At 60.3% G+C, this 14893-nt stretch carries 15 protein-coding genes; 4 read left to right on the forward strand and 11 right to left on the reverse strand.

The genetic code is table 11. From position 1 onward, the window contains the following. Window positions 1-39: 39 nt before the first annotated feature. The 8 genes from HX839_RS28400 to HX839_RS28435 all read right to left on the reverse strand — a co-directional run bounded on the left by HX839_RS28400 (window position 40) and on the right by HX839_RS28435 (window position 8891). Complete coding sequence (locus HX839_RS28400) at window positions 40-3672, reverse strand: transporter substrate-binding domain-containing protein (protein ID WP_177068057.1); 3633 nt, start codon at window positions 3670-3672, stop codon at window positions 40-42. A gap of 8 nt (window positions 3673-3680) precedes the next feature. Next, window positions 3681-4307 carry a response regulator transcription factor gene (locus tag HX839_RS28405; protein ID WP_003209072.1) on the reverse strand — a complete coding sequence of 209 codons (627 nt, stop codon included), beginning with the start codon at window positions 4305-4307 and terminating at the stop codon, window positions 3681-3683. 249 nt (window positions 4308-4556) lie between these two features. Continuing rightward, on the reverse strand, window positions 4557-4964 hold the full coding sequence (locus HX839_RS28410; protein ID WP_003209073.1) for a response regulator: 408 nt from the start codon (window positions 4962-4964) through the stop codon (window positions 4557-4559). A gap of 225 nt (window positions 4965-5189) precedes the next feature. Next, window positions 5190-6521, reverse strand: coding sequence for a deoxyguanosinetriphosphate triphosphohydrolase (locus HX839_RS28415; RefSeq protein ID WP_003209075.1), 1332 nt, complete (start codon window positions 6519-6521; stop codon window positions 5190-5192). Between the two features lie 72 nt (window positions 6522-6593). Next, window positions 6594-7757 (reverse strand): EAL domain-containing protein, encoded by a 1164-nt coding sequence (locus HX839_RS28420; protein WP_102606005.1) that lies wholly within the window; start codon window positions 7755-7757, stop codon window positions 6594-6596. Between the two features lie 92 nt (window positions 7758-7849). Beyond that, window positions 7850-8191: a hypothetical protein gene (locus HX839_RS28425; RefSeq protein WP_008432159.1), complete on the reverse strand. Its 342-nt coding sequence runs from the start codon at window positions 8189-8191 to the stop codon at window positions 7850-7852. Then, a complete protein-coding gene (locus HX839_RS28430) occupies window positions 8188-8574 on the reverse strand; it encodes a phage holin family protein (RefSeq protein ID WP_003209078.1) in 387 nt (128 codons plus the stop codon). Before HX839_RS28430 ends, HX839_RS28425 begins: the two co-directional genes overlap by 4 nt. 2 nt (window positions 8575-8576) lie before the next feature. Then, window positions 8577-8891: a YqjD family protein gene (locus tag HX839_RS28435; protein ID WP_003209080.1), complete on the reverse strand. Its 315-nt coding sequence runs from the start codon at window positions 8889-8891 to the stop codon at window positions 8577-8579. A gap of 348 nt (window positions 8892-9239) precedes the next feature. On the opposite strand from HX839_RS28435, the gene HX839_RS28440 reads away from it, so the two are divergent. Next, window positions 9240-10448, forward strand: a complete 1209-nt coding sequence (locus tag HX839_RS28440; RefSeq protein WP_003209083.1) for an ammonium transporter — start codon at window positions 9240-9242, stop codon at window positions 10446-10448. Here the strand turns inward: HX839_RS28440 and HX839_RS28445 are convergent. Continuing rightward, the gene (locus HX839_RS28445) at window positions 10435-12156 is read right to left on the reverse strand and encodes a monovalent cation:proton antiporter-2 (CPA2) family protein (protein WP_177068058.1); all 1722 of its coding nucleotides are present in this window, start codon (window positions 12154-12156) and stop codon (window positions 10435-10437) included. The two genes, HX839_RS28440 and HX839_RS28445, sit on opposite strands and share 14 nt — an antisense overlap. A 141-nt stretch (window positions 12157-12297) precedes the next feature. Between HX839_RS28445 and HX839_RS28450 the strand changes: the two genes are divergently transcribed. The 3 genes from HX839_RS28450 to HX839_RS28460 all read left to right on the forward strand — a co-directional run bounded on the left by HX839_RS28450 (window position 12298) and on the right by HX839_RS28460 (window position 13899). After that, window positions 12298-12534 (forward strand): glutaredoxin family protein, encoded by a 237-nt coding sequence (locus tag HX839_RS28450; RefSeq protein WP_008432163.1) that lies wholly within the window; start codon window positions 12298-12300, stop codon window positions 12532-12534. Between the two features lie 74 nt (window positions 12535-12608). Continuing rightward, window positions 12609-12944 carry a transcriptional regulator gene (locus tag HX839_RS28455; protein WP_177009498.1) on the forward strand — a complete coding sequence of 112 codons (336 nt, stop codon included), beginning with the start codon at window positions 12609-12611 and terminating at the stop codon, window positions 12942-12944. Window positions 12945-13014: 70 nt separating this feature from the next. Continuing rightward, a complete protein-coding gene (locus HX839_RS28460; RefSeq protein ID WP_177028920.1) occupies window positions 13015-13899 on the forward strand; it encodes a pseudouridine synthase in 885 nt (294 codons plus the stop codon). Window positions 13900-13956: 57 nt separating this feature from the next. On the opposite strand, the gene HX839_RS28465 is transcribed toward HX839_RS28460, so the two are convergent. Both HX839_RS28465 and mobA read right to left on the reverse strand, forming a co-directional pair. Further along, window positions 13957-14178, reverse strand: a complete 222-nt coding sequence (locus HX839_RS28465; protein WP_003209090.1) for a YgdI/YgdR family lipoprotein — start codon at window positions 14176-14178, stop codon at window positions 13957-13959. 80 nt (window positions 14179-14258) lie between these two features. Next, a complete protein-coding gene (mobA, locus tag HX839_RS28470) occupies window positions 14259-14861 on the reverse strand; it encodes a molybdenum cofactor guanylyltransferase MobA (RefSeq protein WP_177035739.1) in 603 nt (200 codons plus the stop codon). Between the last annotated feature and the right edge of the window lie 32 nt (window positions 14862-14893).

Genomic DNA, 14893 nt, shown 5'->3' on the forward strand with positions numbered 1-14893 from the left:
TGAGTCTCCTGCAGGAGCGAGCAAGTTCGCTCCTGCAGACTATCGACAGTCCAGCACGTCCAGTTGCATCTGCAGCATCCTCTCCAGCTCAAGCATGGATTTCTCTACTGCCTTGATGCCCGCCTCGATAACGTGTGGTGTCTCGCGTTCGCCACACGCCTGCTCCAACGCTTCGCATTGTCCGGACAAGGTATCGGCCTGGATGATCCGGGCGGCGCCCTTGATCTTGTGGGCCTGGTCGATCAGGTCGCCGGGCGCGGCTTGCCGTGCCAGCATGGCCATCAGCTCGACCCGATCATTCCGGCTGCTGCTGAGCAACTCCTCGAGCAAACGCCGGCTCAACTGTGGGTCACCGCCCGTCATCGCGTCCAGGCTTTGCAGGGTAAACACGTTGCGGGTGGGCAGCGGATCGACCTGCGCCAGGTGCTGTTCCAGCGCAGTAAGACTGATGGGTTTGAACAGGCAGTCATTCATGCCGGCGTCAAAGCAGCGTTGTTTCTCCTCGGGCTGCGCGTTGGCGGTGAAGCCGAGTATCACGCACGGAGTTTTCTGCTCGCGCTCCTCATACTCGCGAATGGAGTGACTCAATTCGTAGCCGTTCATGATCGGCATATTGCAGTCGGCAATGACCAGGTCGAAGTGTTCCTGGCGCCAGGCCTGGAACCCCGCAGCACCATGATGGGCCGCGGTGAACTGATGCCCCAGGAAACCCAGTTGCTGGCACATCAGCAAGCGGTTGGCCGGATGGTCATCCACCACCAGCACGTTGAGCACTGGCGCCGGCGTGGCTGCGGCCGGTTCGAGCTTGTCTACGGCCTTGACCGGCGGCAGGCTGGTCATCTTCAGGCTGACGTGGACCTGGGTGCCTACCATGGGCACGCTGCTCAGGCTCAATTGCCCGCCCATCATGGCGCACAGGCTGCGACAGATCACCAGGCCAAGGCCGGCGCCGCTCCTGGCCAGGTGCCCGGAGTTGTCGGCCTGGGCGAACGGCTCGAACAGGCGTAGCTGGTCTTCGCGATTGATCCCGATGCCGGTGTCCTCCACTACCAGTTTCATCTCGATCTGTTGAGGTTGTCCGGTCGCCTTCAGCTGCACCTTGATCTTCACCTGCCCGCGTTCAGTGAACTTGATCGCATTGCTCACCAGGTTCGAGAGCACCTGCTTGAACCGCAGAGGGTCGATCAGTACGTCGGTATCCTCGACATCGGGGGTGAACTCCAGCACCAGGCTCAGGGTTTTCTGGCGCGCCAGGCCATCGAACACGCGGACCACCGACTCGATGACTTCGCGCAGGTTGACCCGCTCCGGGGCCAGGCTCAATCGACCGGACTCGATACGTGCAATGTCCAGAATGTCGCCGATCAACTCCAGCAGGTCCTTGGCCGAGTTGTAGGCGACCTCGATCGCAGGGCGATCAAGATGACCCTGATCGGCGCGCTTGAGTGTCAATTCCAGCATGCCAATGACGGCGTTCATCGGCGTGCGGATTTCGTGGCTCATGGTGGCCAGGAACGTGCTTTTCGCGCGATTGGCCTCGTCGGCGCGTTCCTTGGCGGCGCGCAGTTCGTCGAACAACTGGCGCCGTTCGCTGATATCGATCCAGCCGCCAATGATGCCCTGGACCTCGCCCACGGAGTCGCGGTAGGGGAGGATCCAGTGGTAGATCGTGAGTTTTTTCCCGTGCACGTGCAGGGTGCGATCAAGGATCAACGGTTTACCCTCGGCCACTACCCGCTGGTAGTCGGCATGGTACTGCGCCGCCTCCGTCTCAAGGGCCATGCTCATCTGCGTGATGCTTTTGCCGATGACGTCTTCACGCTTGATGTCGAACGTCTGCAGGTAGCTGTCGTTGCAGGTCTGCAGATAGCCGTTGTGGTCGCGTACGTAGATCGGATGGGGCGTTTCATTGACCAGCGCCCGCATGAACTCGAACTGGTCGTTAAGGGCGCGCTCGGCCAGTTTTCGGTGCTTGATCTGGCGCTGCAGGTAGCCGTTCCAGGCCAGGGAAATCAACAGCAGCAGCCCGGTGCCGATGATGATCTGGGCAATCAGGCGATGGTAATTGCGCCAGTAGCCATCGGACGCTGCGTTGTAGCCGCGCCAGCGGCTGTTGATCGCGGCCATCTCATCCGGGGCGATACTCAGCAGTGCCTTGTCCAGGATCGAACTCAGCTCCGTGGCGTGCCGGGACGTCGCCAGGGCAAACGTCGCAGGCAACGTGCCGATGCTGGAACTGATCTGCAGTTTGTCCTGGAATGCCGGAGAAGAAAGCAGGTAGTTGGCGATCACCAAAGGGTTCACTGCGCCGTCGACTTGCCCCTGTGCCAGCAATTCCGATGCCTTGAAGGTATCCCCGGTTTCCACCAGGTTTATCTGGGCAAATGCCTGCTGCAGGAATTTTTCCAGCTGATTGCCCTGGGTAATCGCCAGGCGCTTGCCGGCCAGTTCTTGAAGGCTTGTGGGCGCGCCCGGCTCTTTACGGGTCAGTAATACGTAGGAGTTTTCCAGGTAGGGGCGGCTGAAGTTCAACTGGGACTCGCGCCCGGTACTGGGGGTAATTGCGCCGATGATGTCGGCTGCGCCGGTCTGCACCAGTTCCATCATGTTGGCGACGTCACGCACGTGTTGAATCTCGAAGCGCAGGCCGGTTCGCAGGCGGATCAGCTCCAGCACGTCGGCGGTGACGCCCCGGAACTTGCCGTCGGTATCGAAGAACGTCAGGGGGGCGAGGGTTTCATTGACCACCACCTTCACCACGGGGTTGTCCTTGAGCCAGCGCTCTTCGCGCAGGCTCAGTTGCAGCTTGCGGTCGGTCAGCAGAATGTCGCTGCCCGCACTCCAGCGCTTGGCGATGCTGTCACGTTCATAGGTTGATACGCCATCGAGCACTGAGTCGATGATACTCAGGAGAATGGGTTGATCCTTGCGCAAGGCGAAGCTGAACCCGTGGGCCTCGTGCTTGCCGAAGTTGGCCATGCGGATATTTTTCAGGTAGCCCTTGTTGATCATGTAGTGAGTGGAAATGGTGTCGCCCAGGAATACGTCAGCCTGGTCGAATGCCACGGCATTCAAGGCATTTTGATAGGACGGGTAGGCGTGGATGGTCGCCTTGGGGTACAGCGCCTGCACTTCGTCCATGGGCAGGTAATGGTAGACAAGACTCAGGCGCAGGCCGGCCAGGCCGTCGCCAAGGTCGCGGTTCTCACCTTCACGGGTCACCAGTACCGGCTGATCCACTGCGTAGGGCAGTGACAGGACGATGTCGGGATTCGCCGCTTCAAAACCGTTGGCAGACCCCAGAAAATCGATTTCGCCGTTTGCCAGCGCCTGGATCGCGGCTTCACGGGAGGAGTAGCGCAACACGGTGAGCGGTATCGCCAGTGTCCTGGCCAGCAGCCCGGCGTAATCGGCAGTCAGCCCTTCATAATCACGCCCGCTGGAGGTGATGTCGAAGGGCGGATAGTCGGGTGCAGAGGTGCCCAGTATCAGTTCCCGTTTGTTCTGCAGCCACTGGCGTTGTGTCTTGTTCAGGGGGGTGTCCAGTTGAACGGCACCGGCACGCCCCAGCAGGGCATATTGCTCGGGAACAGTTTGTTCGGCAGGCACGGAAGTGCTGAGGCACACCCCGATACTCAATATGATTAGATAGTCCTTTAATCGCCTGGGCATCCGATTTCTCACACTAGCGCGTTACGTTTTGCCATCTCGATAAGTTCTACCAAGGATTTGGCTTTCAGTTTTTGCATGAGCCTTTTTTTGTAAGTGCTGACGGTCTTGTTGCTGAGAAACATGCCCTTGGCGATTTCCTTGTTTGTCCGGCCTTGGGCAAAAAGTTGTAATACCATGAGTTCACGATCGTTGACGACTTTGAAAAGTTCAAGCTCTTCATTGTTATCCGTTTCGTTAGTGCTGCCGTTAAGGGCCTGGCTCGGGAAGTAGTTGTAACCTGACAAGACCGCCCTGATGGCACTGAGCAGTTCGCTCAAGTCACCTTCCTTGCACACATAGCCATCCGCGCCGGAGCGCATGCACCGGGTAGCAAAGAGCTTGGGGGTCTGGGCAGTGAGTATCAACGTCTTGGTCGGTGTACTCATTGCGTTGAACCGGCACAGCACTTCCAGGCCATCGAGTTTCGGAATGCCGATATCAAGGATAATCAGGTCAGGCTGACACTCCTTGACCATTTGTATCGCATCACAACCGTTATCGGCTTCTCCCACTACTTTATAGCCTTCGTGTTCTAACAACATCCGAATGGCAAGTCGGATGACGGGGTGGTCGTCAATAATAAAAACTGAGTTCATGATCAAATTCCATACAGGCGCAAATAAAGTCGGCACATTAGCTCACATGGCAATGAAGGAGGATGAACTTGATGTGGAACAAACGTAAAACAAGAATAATCCTACATCAAAAAAAGCAAGGGATTACGCTCTGTGAGGTGTTTGTTGTTTGGGTGTAAGAGTTTTGCGTGGGTGGAATTTAAAAGTAACTGGTCGTGAGAGGGCAGCGTTATAAAGAGGCGTTTTCGGATTGCCCGGGTGTTTAACTTCCTACTTTTCTGTTGAGCGAGTAAGGCGTGATTGGCGTATGAGTTCATTCAGCTCAAGGTGGCTTAACGGCTTCGACAAATAGCCAAGTAATGGAAAGTTGCGTCGGGATGCCTGGGCCATCAGGTGTTCCAGTTCATTGACGGGCAGGCCGCTGAGCAATATCGCGGACCTTATAAAGCCTCTGCGGTTGGCAATTTCAATCAACTCCAGCCCAGGCAAGTCGGGCAAACATTGATCACAGAGCAGAATATCGAATGGCACGTCGGTTTGTGTCATCAGCCGCATTGCCTGTTCTGCATTCTCGGCCAGTGCCAGGTCGTGGTAGCCATAGTTTCGTAGCAGGCATTGGGTGGCCAGCAATTGAAAGGGGTGATCCTCCACCAACAGGATGCGAAGTTGTTCGAGCATGGTTTTTTCCATGGAATGGACAAGAGCCCTGAAGACGCTCCACCAGGGCGTGTAGTAAGAAGTTAATGGGCCCGCCAGCTATCGGGCGCAGGAGCAGGTCGAAAGACTGCGGTCAGGGCGCGCGATTATTCATCGCGGCGGGGAAGAACTTCGATCAGGCCGCTCTGTTCCGTGCGTAGGGCGATTCTTTGAAAAGTCGCCCTGGCCATCAGCCAGGGCTCCGATTTATTGCGGGCTGGAGCGGCCGGTCATCTCGCGGGCCATCTCGCTGGCGTAGCTGTCAGTCATGCCGGCGATAAAGTCGATCATGCGCAGGAAGGACGCGTGCAATGACCAGGAAGGGTCCGGGGCGCTATTGCCCAGCAGGTCGAGGATGCGTCGGTTCTTGAACGACGGTGTGCGACCGCCATGTTGTTCCAGGGCCGCGCCGCAGAAGGCATTCAAGAGGATTTCCAGGGTGGTGTAGGCGCCGATCTCATGCAGGGTCTTGCGCTTGTCCTGGAAGATCTTCTTGCGGGCCATGTCCTTGGCATCCAGCACGCAGCGCTTGGCCGGGCCGTGCATATGTTCCACCAGGTCCCCCGGCAGGGTGCCGGCCAGCAGCGCGTCCTGTTGTTCGACGAACGCCCGGGCCGCGGCGTTGGTCAGGTGTTCGATGGCCTTGCCTCGCAGGATCGCCAGCTTGCGTCGCCGGGAATCCAGCGGGCCGAGTTGCCGATAGGTTTGCGGCAAGTCGTCGCCCACCAGGTCCAGCAGCAGTGACTCGACCTCGGCGTATTCCAGCAGCTCCATTTCCAGGCCGTCTTCGAGGTCGATCAACGCGTAGCAGATATCGTCGGCCGCCTCCATCAGGTACACCAGCGGGTGCCGGGCCCAGCGTTGTTCTTCCAACTGCGGCAAGCCGAGCTTCTGGGCGATCTGCTCCAGGATCGGCAGTTCGCTCTGGTAGCAGCCGAACTTGTGTTTCTTGTAGCCCAGGGAGTCGGCGTGGCGGGCGGTCCAGGGGTATTTCAGGTAGGTGCCCAAGGTGGCGTAGGTCAGGCGGGTGCCACCATCAAACTGGTGGTATTCCAGTTGCGTGAGTACCCGGAAGCCCTGGGCATTGCCTTCGAAGTTGAGGAAGTCATTGCGTTCGGCGCTGCTCATGTCATCCAGCCAGCCACGGCCTGAAGCTTGCTGGAACCAGTGCCGGATCGCGTCCTCGCCGGAATGGCCGAAGGGTGGGTTGCCGATGTCATGGGCCAGGCAGGCCGACTGCACCACCATGCCCAGGTCGCTCGGGTCGCACCAGTCGGGCAGGGCACTGCGGATGGTCTCGCCCACGCGCATGCCCAGGGATCGTCCCACGCAACTGACTTCCAGGGAGTGGGTCAGCCGGGTGTGGATGTGATCGTTGCTGGTCACCGGGTGCACTTGCGTCTTGCGGCCCAGGCGGCGAAACGCACCGGAAAAGATGATGCGGTCATGGTCTTTGTGAAACGGACTGCGCCCCAGTTCTTCCGGGCTGTGCAGGGGTTTTCCAAGGCGTTCGCGGGTAAGCAGGGTGGGCCAATCCAAGGCGGGTACTCTCCGTGCGGTGAATGACGGCTCCCAGCTTCCCGGTTCAGCCAGGCCTTCGCAAGCGAAAAACTACAGGCCGGCGGCGTCGATATCGATTAACAGCAGGCGCTGACCATTATCAAAGAATTGTCCGGCAGTCAGGCAGTACTGGTTGGTCGTGGCATCGCGATAGGTTGAGGAGAGGGTCAGCCGCCGCTCCTCCCAACCTTCGGCCAGCAAATGATAAAAATACGGACGCCATGACCAGTTGTGGCCCAGGTAGCGGCTGTCGGCTTGCCAGGCGCCCTGGTGCCATTCGAAGTTGGGCGTCAATTGCGTGCCATGCCGGTCGCACTGGTAAAAACGCAGCAGCCAGGGAAACCCCGTCAATTGCGGCAGATGGCTCAGCGGTGCACGGGTGTGGGCCCAGGTTTGCAGGATCTGCATCAGCTCCGCCAGTTGCTGGCGCAGTTGCATGATCCGGCCACGTTCGGCGAGCTTCTGTTGGACATAGCCGGTGCGCAACTGGGCGAAGCGCGGCACGAATGCGTCGGTGTCGAACCAGTCCAGTTGGGCCTGGGCGAACAGGTAGCCCTGGACATAACGCGAACCGCATTCCAGGGCGAAATTCAGTTGGCCCTCGGTTTCCACCCCTTCGGCGATGATCCAGCAGCCGGTTTTTTCCGCCATTTGCGCCAGTGCCCGTACCACCTCACCGCTCGGGCCACCGCGGGCCGCGGCCTGGAACAGGCGCATGTCCAGCTTGAGAATGTCCGGCTGCAAGGCCAGCACCCGGTCCAGCTGCGAATAGCCGGCGCCGAAGTCATCAATGGCAATCCGCGCGCCGGCCTCGCGGTAGCGCTCGACGACTTCGGCCAGGCGCAGGATATCGCCGCCCAGTTCAGTGATCTCGAACACGATGCGGCGCGGGTCGACGTTATGCAGTTGCAATTGCTTCAGGCTCGGCAGTGCCTGGCCCGGGCGCAGGCGGGTGATCCAGCGTGGCGAGATATTCAGGCTGAGGAACCACTCCTGCGGGGCTTCATGCAGGCGGCTCAGGGCATTGTCACGGATCTGCCGGTCCAGGCGGCGCAAGGCCACCGAGGGCGTGCGCGGGTCGGCGAACAGCGGACCCACCGAGCGCAGTTGGCCATTCGCCTGGCGTAGGCGGCCCAGGGCTTCTACGCCGGCGATGCGGCCGGTGGCGGTGTCGATGAATGGCTGGAAGCAGGCGAGCGGTTGCCCGTCGATCACGGGGCCTCCTTAAAAGACCGGAAATAAAAAAGGCCCGGCCCTCAATGGAGAGGGCCGGGCCTGATCTGTTTGCAAGAATGCAGCCAGCACGCTCAACTTTTGCGCGAAGCACCTTGCATGGCCAGTTTGATCAGCGGGATCAGGCCGGCACCCAGCCGCACCAGGCGGGTCATGGTGCCGATTCCGCCACCCTTGGCGCCTTTGCCGGTGAGAAACCCCAGCAGCGTCACCACGCCCACGCCCCACAGCGGCGCGTGCTTGATGCCAAAACCGTCCTGCCAGCTCTGGCCCATGTTGCGGACCTTTTGCAGCGGCAGCATCAGTTGCTGGGACTCGTGACGGATTTCCTGGCGGTGCATTTCCATGCGCAGGCGGATCAACGCCTTGCGCATTTCTCGCCGGGAAGTGTTTTGCGGCAATTCAGTCATGCTCATGGCAGCAGGCGCTCCCGGTCGTTGGCCAGCTCTTCGAGGGTGGCGTGGAACGGCGTGGACTCATCGAACACCGCCGCCTTCAGGCGCAACCCGCAGAATGCTGCGGCCAGTATGTAGAACACACACAGGCTGATAATCCCGGTCAGGCGGTAGGTATCCCACACCAGGATCATCACCAGCGCCGACAAACCCACCAGCAACAGCAAGGCAAACACCAGCGCCAGGCCGGCGAACAGCAACAGGCTGACGGTGCGGGCTTTCTGCTCCTGCAACTCGATGCCGAACAGCTCGACATGGCTGTGCAGCAAACCCAGGACAGCCGCGCCCAGGCGCCGTGAAGTAGAACTTGGGCCCGTGGACGAGCCGGATTCGCCGATAGACATGATTAGCGCCTTGTAGCCAGCAGGCCGATCAAAAAGCCCACGCCGGCCGCAATGCCGACGGACTGCCAGGGGTTGGCCTGCACATAGTCTTCAGTGGCCGTGACCGCCGCCTGGCCGCGTTCGCGCAGGGAGTCCTCGGTCAGTTGCAGGGTTTCACGGGCCTTGAGCAGGCTTTCGTGAATCTTGCTGCGAAGCTCGTCAGCCTGGTCACCGGCGAGGATCGCCGTGTCGTCCAGCAGCTTCTCGGTATCGCTGACCAGGGTTTGAAAATCCGCCATCAGTATTTCTTGAGCAGTCTTTGCCGTTTTTCTGGCCATGGTTATCTCCGTGAGTGGCTGGTCTGTTTACTTCTGGTTTCGAGTCACCGGTGTCGGTGAAGGTTCACTGCAATTGTCTGGTACAGCTTTTGCTTTGCCTTGGTGCGCGGCCCCGGGGCCTTGCGCTGAATCCGGGCGGTTGGGGCTCAAACCCTGAAAAACCTTACCCTAAATAACTAAAACTCGCGGAAAAACCCTGTCGGATTCTGCCTTTTTCAATGATCGCTGCGCCAAAGCGGTTCACGGCCTCAAACGAGGGTCGGACCGCTGGTGCCAATTTAGTGCGCATCATGAAGGTCATGAACTGCTTTGGTGCTTTTTCCTGCATGTGCAGGCCTGCCATCCTCCATGGAAAATTTGCAAAGCGCGGTGGACACCCTCGTCCACAGCTCCAACACGCTGTTTATTCTGATTGGTGCGGTCATGGTCCTGGCCATGCACGCCGGCTTTGCCTTCCTGGAAGTCGGCACGGTGCGCCAGAAGAACCAGGTCAATGCCCTGTCGAAAATCCTCAGTGACTTCGCGATTTCAACACTGGCCTATTTCTTTATAGGCTATTGGATCTCCTACGGGGTGACCTTCATGCAACCGGCGGCGGTGATCAGCGCCGACCACGGCTACGGCCTGGTGAAGTTCTTCTTCCTGCTGACCTTCGCGGCGGCGATCCCGGCGATCATTTCCGGGGGAATCGCCGAGCGTGCACGGTTTGTTCCGCAACTGTGTGCCACTGCGTTGATCGTAGCCTTCATCTATCCGTTTTTCGAAGGCATGGTGTGGAACGGCAACTACGGCCTGCAAGCCTGGTTGCTGGCCACCTTCGGCGCCAGCTTCCATGACTTTGCCGGCAGCGTCGTGGTGCACGCCATGGGCGGCTGGCTGGCGCTGGCGGCGGTGCTGTTGCTGGGGCCAAGGCAGGGCCGTTATCGGGAAGGGCGCCTGGTGGCGTTCGCGCCGTCGAGCATTCCATTTCTCGCGTTGGGCTCGTGGATCTTGATCGTCGGCTGGTTCGGCTTCAACGTCATGAGTGCGCAAACCCTGTCCGGGGTCAGCGGGCTGGTGGCGGTCAATTCGTTGATGGCGATGGTCGGTGGCACGGTAGCGGCATTGGTGATCGGCCGTAACGATCCAGGCTTCTTGCACAACGGTCCATTGGCCGGGTTGGTGGCGATCTGTGCCGGTTCCGACCTGATGCACCCGGTGGGCGCGTTGGTGACCGGCGTGGTGGCGGGCGGCTTGTTCGTCTGGTTCTTCATTGCCGCCCAGGATCGCTGGAAGATCGACGATGTGCTGGGTGTATGGCCGTTGCACGGGCTGTGCGGCGTGTGGGGCGGGATTGCCTGCGGGATCTTCGGCCAGACCGCCCTGGGCGGTTTGGGCGGCGTCAGTCTGATCAGCCAGTTGATCGGCACCGCGCTGGGTGTGGTGGTGGCGCTGGCCGGTGGCTTCCTGGTGTATGGCGTGATCAAACGCGTGCATGGCCTGCGCTTGAGCCAGGAAGAGGAGTATTACGGCGCGGATTTGTCGATCCACAAGATTGGCGCGGTCAGTCAGGATTGAGGGGCGCGTCCCCTTCGTTCTGGTTGCAGCCATGTAACAGCCGGTACCGGCTCTGGCGCACTTCATCGACACGGCCTTGCACCTGCTGCTCCGACAACCCCAGCAGGATCAACGCATGGGAGGCGAGCATCAGGCTCGACTCCAGCAGCTCGGGCACCACTTCAGTGGCGCCGGCGGCTTTCAGTTCGGCCAGCTGACTGTCGTCGCGGGTGCGTACCAGGATCGGTACGGTCAGGTTGATCCGCCGCGCTTCGTTGAGCACGGTCAGGGCGACGTCGCTGTTATCCACCGCGATCACCACCAGGCGCGCACGTTCCAGGCCGACCGCGCTGAGCAGGGCGCCACGGCGGCAGTCGCCGTAATGCACGGCGCTGTCTTCGGTAGAAGCTTCCTGGACTCGCTCCGGGTCGTCATCAAGGGCAATGAACGCCTGTTGTTCACGGTGCAGGAAGCGCCCGATGGACTGGCCAACCCGGCCGTAGCCGCAGATCACCGCGTGGTCGCGCAGCTCGGCATTCAGGGCCGTAATCTCTTCAAGCTGTACTTGCTGGTTGGGCTTGCGGTGCAGGCGCAGGGCAATCGCGGGTGCAGCCCTGAGCAACAGCGGAGTCAATAGCATCGAGCAGAAGGTGGCAGCCAGCAGCAGGCCGCTGATGTCGGCGGGCAGCAGGCGGCTTTGCTGCATTTGCGCCATCAAGGCGAAACAGAACTCGCCGCCCTGGGCCAGCGCCAGGCCGCTGCGCCAGGCGGTTTCACCGTCGCTGCCGCGCAGTTGCACCAATAGCGCGACCACACAGCCTTTGATGAACATCAGCGTGAGGGTCAGGCCGAGAATCAACAGGCTATGACTGACGAACAGTTGCAGGTCGATCAGCATGCCGATGCTGACAAAAAACAGTCCTAGCAGGATGTCGCGAAACGGTCGGATATCGGCTTCGATCTGATGGCGGTAATGGCTTTCCCCCAGCAGCATGCCGGCGAGAAACGCACCGAGTGCCGGGGACAGGCCCAGCAAGTGGGTCAGCCAGGCGGTGAGCAGTACGATCACCAGTGCCAGCAGCACGAACAATTCGGCCGAATGGGACGCCGCCACCTCACGGAACAAACGCGGCAGCAACCAGCGGCTGGCCAGCAGCAGGCCGAGGAACAGCACCACGGTTTTGCCCAGGGTCAGTGGCAATGCCCAGTACCAGGCTTGCTCGCTGTTACCGGCGAACACTGGCACGAGGGTCAGCAGCAATACGGCCACTACATCCTGGAACAGCAATACCCCAATCGCATTCTGGCCATGGCTGCTGAAGATTTCGCCGAGGCTGGTCAGCTCCTTGCTGACGATGGCGGTGGACGACAACGCCAGCCCAGCACCGAGCAACAGCGCGGTCGTCGGCGACAGGCCGAACAGTGCCAGCAAACCGCCCAGCAGCAACCCGCAGCACAGTACCTGCAGGCTGCCCAAGCCAAACACCACCCGGCGCAGGCTGAGCATTTTGTTGAGAGAAAACTCCAGGCCCAGGGAAAACAGCAGGAACACCACACCCAGTTCGGCAAGGTCTGGCAACTCTTCGCTGTCATTGACCCAGTCGAGGGCGGTGGGGCCCACGGCCAGGCCAACACACAGATAGCCCAGCACCGGCGGCAGTTGCAGGCGACGAAACAGCGCAATCACCACCAGGGAGGAGGCCAGGATAATCAGCAGGTTGGCAAACACATGCAGCTCCATTGCAGGTATTACGGGAAAAAAGTCGCGAGAGTCACTGAATCAGTTATACGCCATGCTGATCTGGGTCAGGCTTTTGCAGTGTCCCGACGCTGTTAGAATAGGTGCCTGATTCTTCTCGGACCCTTTGCCATGCTTCCTGAATGTCAGTTGTTCGGCACCCTGGGCTGCCATCTGTGTGAGATTGCCGAAGCCGAAATCATGCCGTTGGTCGAACACGGCCTGCTGGTGGAGTTGGTGGATATCGCCGATTCCGAGGCCCTGTATGAAGCCTACGGCCTGCGTATTCCGGTGCTGCGCCGGGTAGACACGGGCGCGGAGCTGGAGTGGCCGTTCGACGAAGCGCAGGTAGTGAACTTTCTTAGCTAGCACTCGGCGATGGCGAGTTCCCGATTATTCGGTTACTGTATGTTTGTACAGCGATTGAATGAGAGGGAACGCCCGTGGTGAATGTTGAACAACTGAAAAGCAGCGTCAATCGCATGTCCGCCGACGTCGTGCGTGACGCGGTGAACGAGCTGCGCCTCGATGGCCTGGTCACGGAAGGCAAGACGCCGTTTAACAAAGTGCATTTCAACACCTGCTTTGCCGAGATCGAGGCGCTGTTCCAGCGCGCGGGTTATCACAAGCAGCTGGATGTGGTGGGTTACCAGGGCTTGCTGTATGCGCTTTACGACCCGGGCCGCTGGGAAGCGGTGGATGTGCTGCGCTGGCTCAAGGAGTTCACCGAGGCGGCCAGTGCGTCACCGGTGTTGCGCGTGGAATTGGCCAAGGCCTGAATCTGTGCTGGGCCTGATCCGGGTGCATGCGGGATAATGTGCGCCTGTATGTCCACGTCTTGAGCCTGCCATGTCCGTTTTTTCCGCTGCCCAGCACCAAGCCAGCACCTTGTACCTGCCGCCAGGCGCCTGGGCCACCGTGCTGGATTGCCTGTGTGAGCACTTCCAGGCCATCAGCCGTGAGCAATGGCTGGACCGCATCGCCCGGGGCAGGGTGCTGGACATCAATGGCACCCCCATCAATCAGGACCTCGCCTACCGCGAAGGCCTGTGCATCTACTACTTTCGCGAAGTACCAAACGAGAAAGTAATCCCGGTGCAGGAGACGATCCTGTATGCCGATGAACACCTGGTGGTGGCCGACAAGCCGCACTTCCTGCCGGTCACGCCTGCCGGTGAGTACGTCGAGCAAACCCTGTTGCGACGCCTGATCCGTCGCCTGGACAACCCGGCGCTGGTGCCGCTGCATCGCATTGATCGGCATACCGCAGGGCTGGTGTTGTTTTCGGCCAACCCCCAGACGCGCTCGGCGTATCAACAGCTGTTTCCCACGCGCAAGATCGACAAGTTCTACGAAGCCATTGCCCCTGCATTGCCTGGGCTGACCTTTCCGCTGGTGCACAAAAGCCGGCTGGTGGATGGCGAGCCGTTCTTTCGCATGCAGGAAGGCGAGGGGGCGAGCAACACCGAGACGGCGGTCGAGGTGCGGGAAAAGAATGGCGACCTGTGGCGCTATGGCCTGTTTCCGGTGACCGGCAAGAAGCATCAGTTGCGGGTGCACATGACGGCCCTGGGCGCGAGTATCTGCAACGATCCGTTCTACCCCGACGTTATCAAGGATGCCGAGGACGACTACGCCAACCCGCTCAAGCTGCTGGCCCAGGGGGTGCGTTTCATCGACCCGGTCACCGGCCTTGAGCGCGACTTTCGCAGCGAGATCAGCCTGGACTGGTAAACCCCAGCAACGAAAAAGCCCGCATTACGCGGGCTTTTTTGTATCTGGCGTTAAGACTTACAGGTCTTTAACGGTGCGAACCTGATCCTTGTTGATCTGGGTGCGCTTGCCATCCAGCTGTTCGAATTCGTAGAAGCCGGTGGACTTGTCGAATTTAGGAGTGTCGACGGCCTGGATTTCGCGACCGTCATTCAGGGTGATCACTGTCGGCGAGGCGCAACCGGCAAGGGTAGCGAGGCCCAGTGCAAGCATGAGAGCGGCGATGGTCCGTTGAGTCATGAGTTTGTCTCCGAGAGAATGCTTTGTTGAGTACTGACCTTGTGACGTGTGCAACGTCGGCAAAGTTCCTTGTTCGACGCTCATTCTGACACGCTGGGCGGGCGGTGCAACAACTCCGGTGTATTGAGGTTGGCCAGGCGCGGATCGTCGGCGGGGCAATCCAGGGCCTTGGCCCCCAGCGCCTGCATGATCTGGCGCGGGCTGCGCTCGCCGGCTGCCCAGGCCCGTTCGAAGGGCTCGCGCAGCGAAGTGGGGATCACGCAGAGCAGCGGTTCCCAGAAATCGCCGTGGCGCACCATCACCGGCAGCAACGGGTTTTGCTGCGCCGTACTGCGCAGGTCGGCGAGCAATCGTGCATCGATCTGCGGCACATCGCACGGCAATACCAGCAGATGCCCATGCTGCGCCACCGCCAGTCCTGCGCGAATGCCGGCCAGTGGCCCGGGAAAGTCGGGGCTGTCATCGCCGACCAATTGATCGGCGTAGGCCGCGTACTGCGCCTGGTTGCGATTGCAGGAGATGATCAGGTCGTCGGTCAACGGCCGCACCAGGCGATGCAGGTGCGCGATCAGCGGCTGCCCGTGCCAGTCCAGCAGGCCCTTGTCGAGGCCGCCCATGCGCTGGCCACGACCGCCGGCCAGCAAAAGGATCGAGCAGGGCAGTGGGGAAGAATGGCTTGGCATGACGGCTCCTGCGGGCAGTGAAATGGGGGGCT

Source organism: Pseudomonas sp. I8001, assembly GCF_013385345.1.
Classification (GTDB): domain Bacteria; phylum Pseudomonadota; class Gammaproteobacteria; order Pseudomonadales; family Pseudomonadaceae; genus Aquipseudomonas.

Excerpts from the sequence above, each read along its gene's own strand:
- HX839_RS28400 (WP_177068057.1), bottom strand. The coding sequence starts at position 3,672 with ATGCCCAGGCGATTAAAGGACTATCTAATCATATTGAGTATCGGGGTG.
- HX839_RS28405 (WP_003209072.1), bottom strand. The coding sequence starts at position 4,307 with ATGAACTCAGTTTTTATTATTGACGACCACCCCGTCATCCGACTTGCC.
- HX839_RS28410 (WP_003209073.1), bottom strand. The coding sequence starts at position 4,964 with ATGCTCGAACAACTTCGCATCCTGTTGGTGGAGGATCACCCCTTTCAA.
- HX839_RS28425 (WP_008432159.1), bottom strand. The coding sequence starts at position 8,191 with ATGAGCATGACTGAATTGCCGCAAAACACTTCCCGGCGAGAAATGCGC.
- HX839_RS28430 (WP_003209078.1), bottom strand. The coding sequence starts at position 8,574 with ATGTCTATCGGCGAATCCGGCTCGTCCACGGGCCCAAGTTCTACTTCA.
- HX839_RS28435 (WP_003209080.1), bottom strand. The coding sequence starts at position 8,891 with ATGGCCAGAAAAACGGCAAAGACTGCTCAAGAAATACTGATGGCGGAT.
- HX839_RS28440 (WP_003209083.1), top strand. The coding sequence starts at position 9,240 with ATGGAAAATTTGCAAAGCGCGGTGGACACCCTCGTCCACAGCTCCAAC.
- HX839_RS28450 (WP_008432163.1), top strand. The coding sequence starts at position 12,298 with ATGCTTCCTGAATGTCAGTTGTTCGGCACCCTGGGCTGCCATCTGTGT.
- HX839_RS28460 (WP_177028920.1), top strand. The coding sequence starts at position 13,015 with ATGTCCGTTTTTTCCGCTGCCCAGCACCAAGCCAGCACCTTGTACCTG.
- HX839_RS28465 (WP_003209090.1), bottom strand. The coding sequence starts at position 14,178 with ATGACTCAACGGACCATCGCCGCTCTCATGCTTGCACTGGGCCTCGCT.
- mobA (WP_177035739.1), bottom strand. The coding sequence starts at position 14,861 with ATGCCAAGCCATTCTTCCCCACTGCCCTGCTCGATCCTTTTGCTGGCC.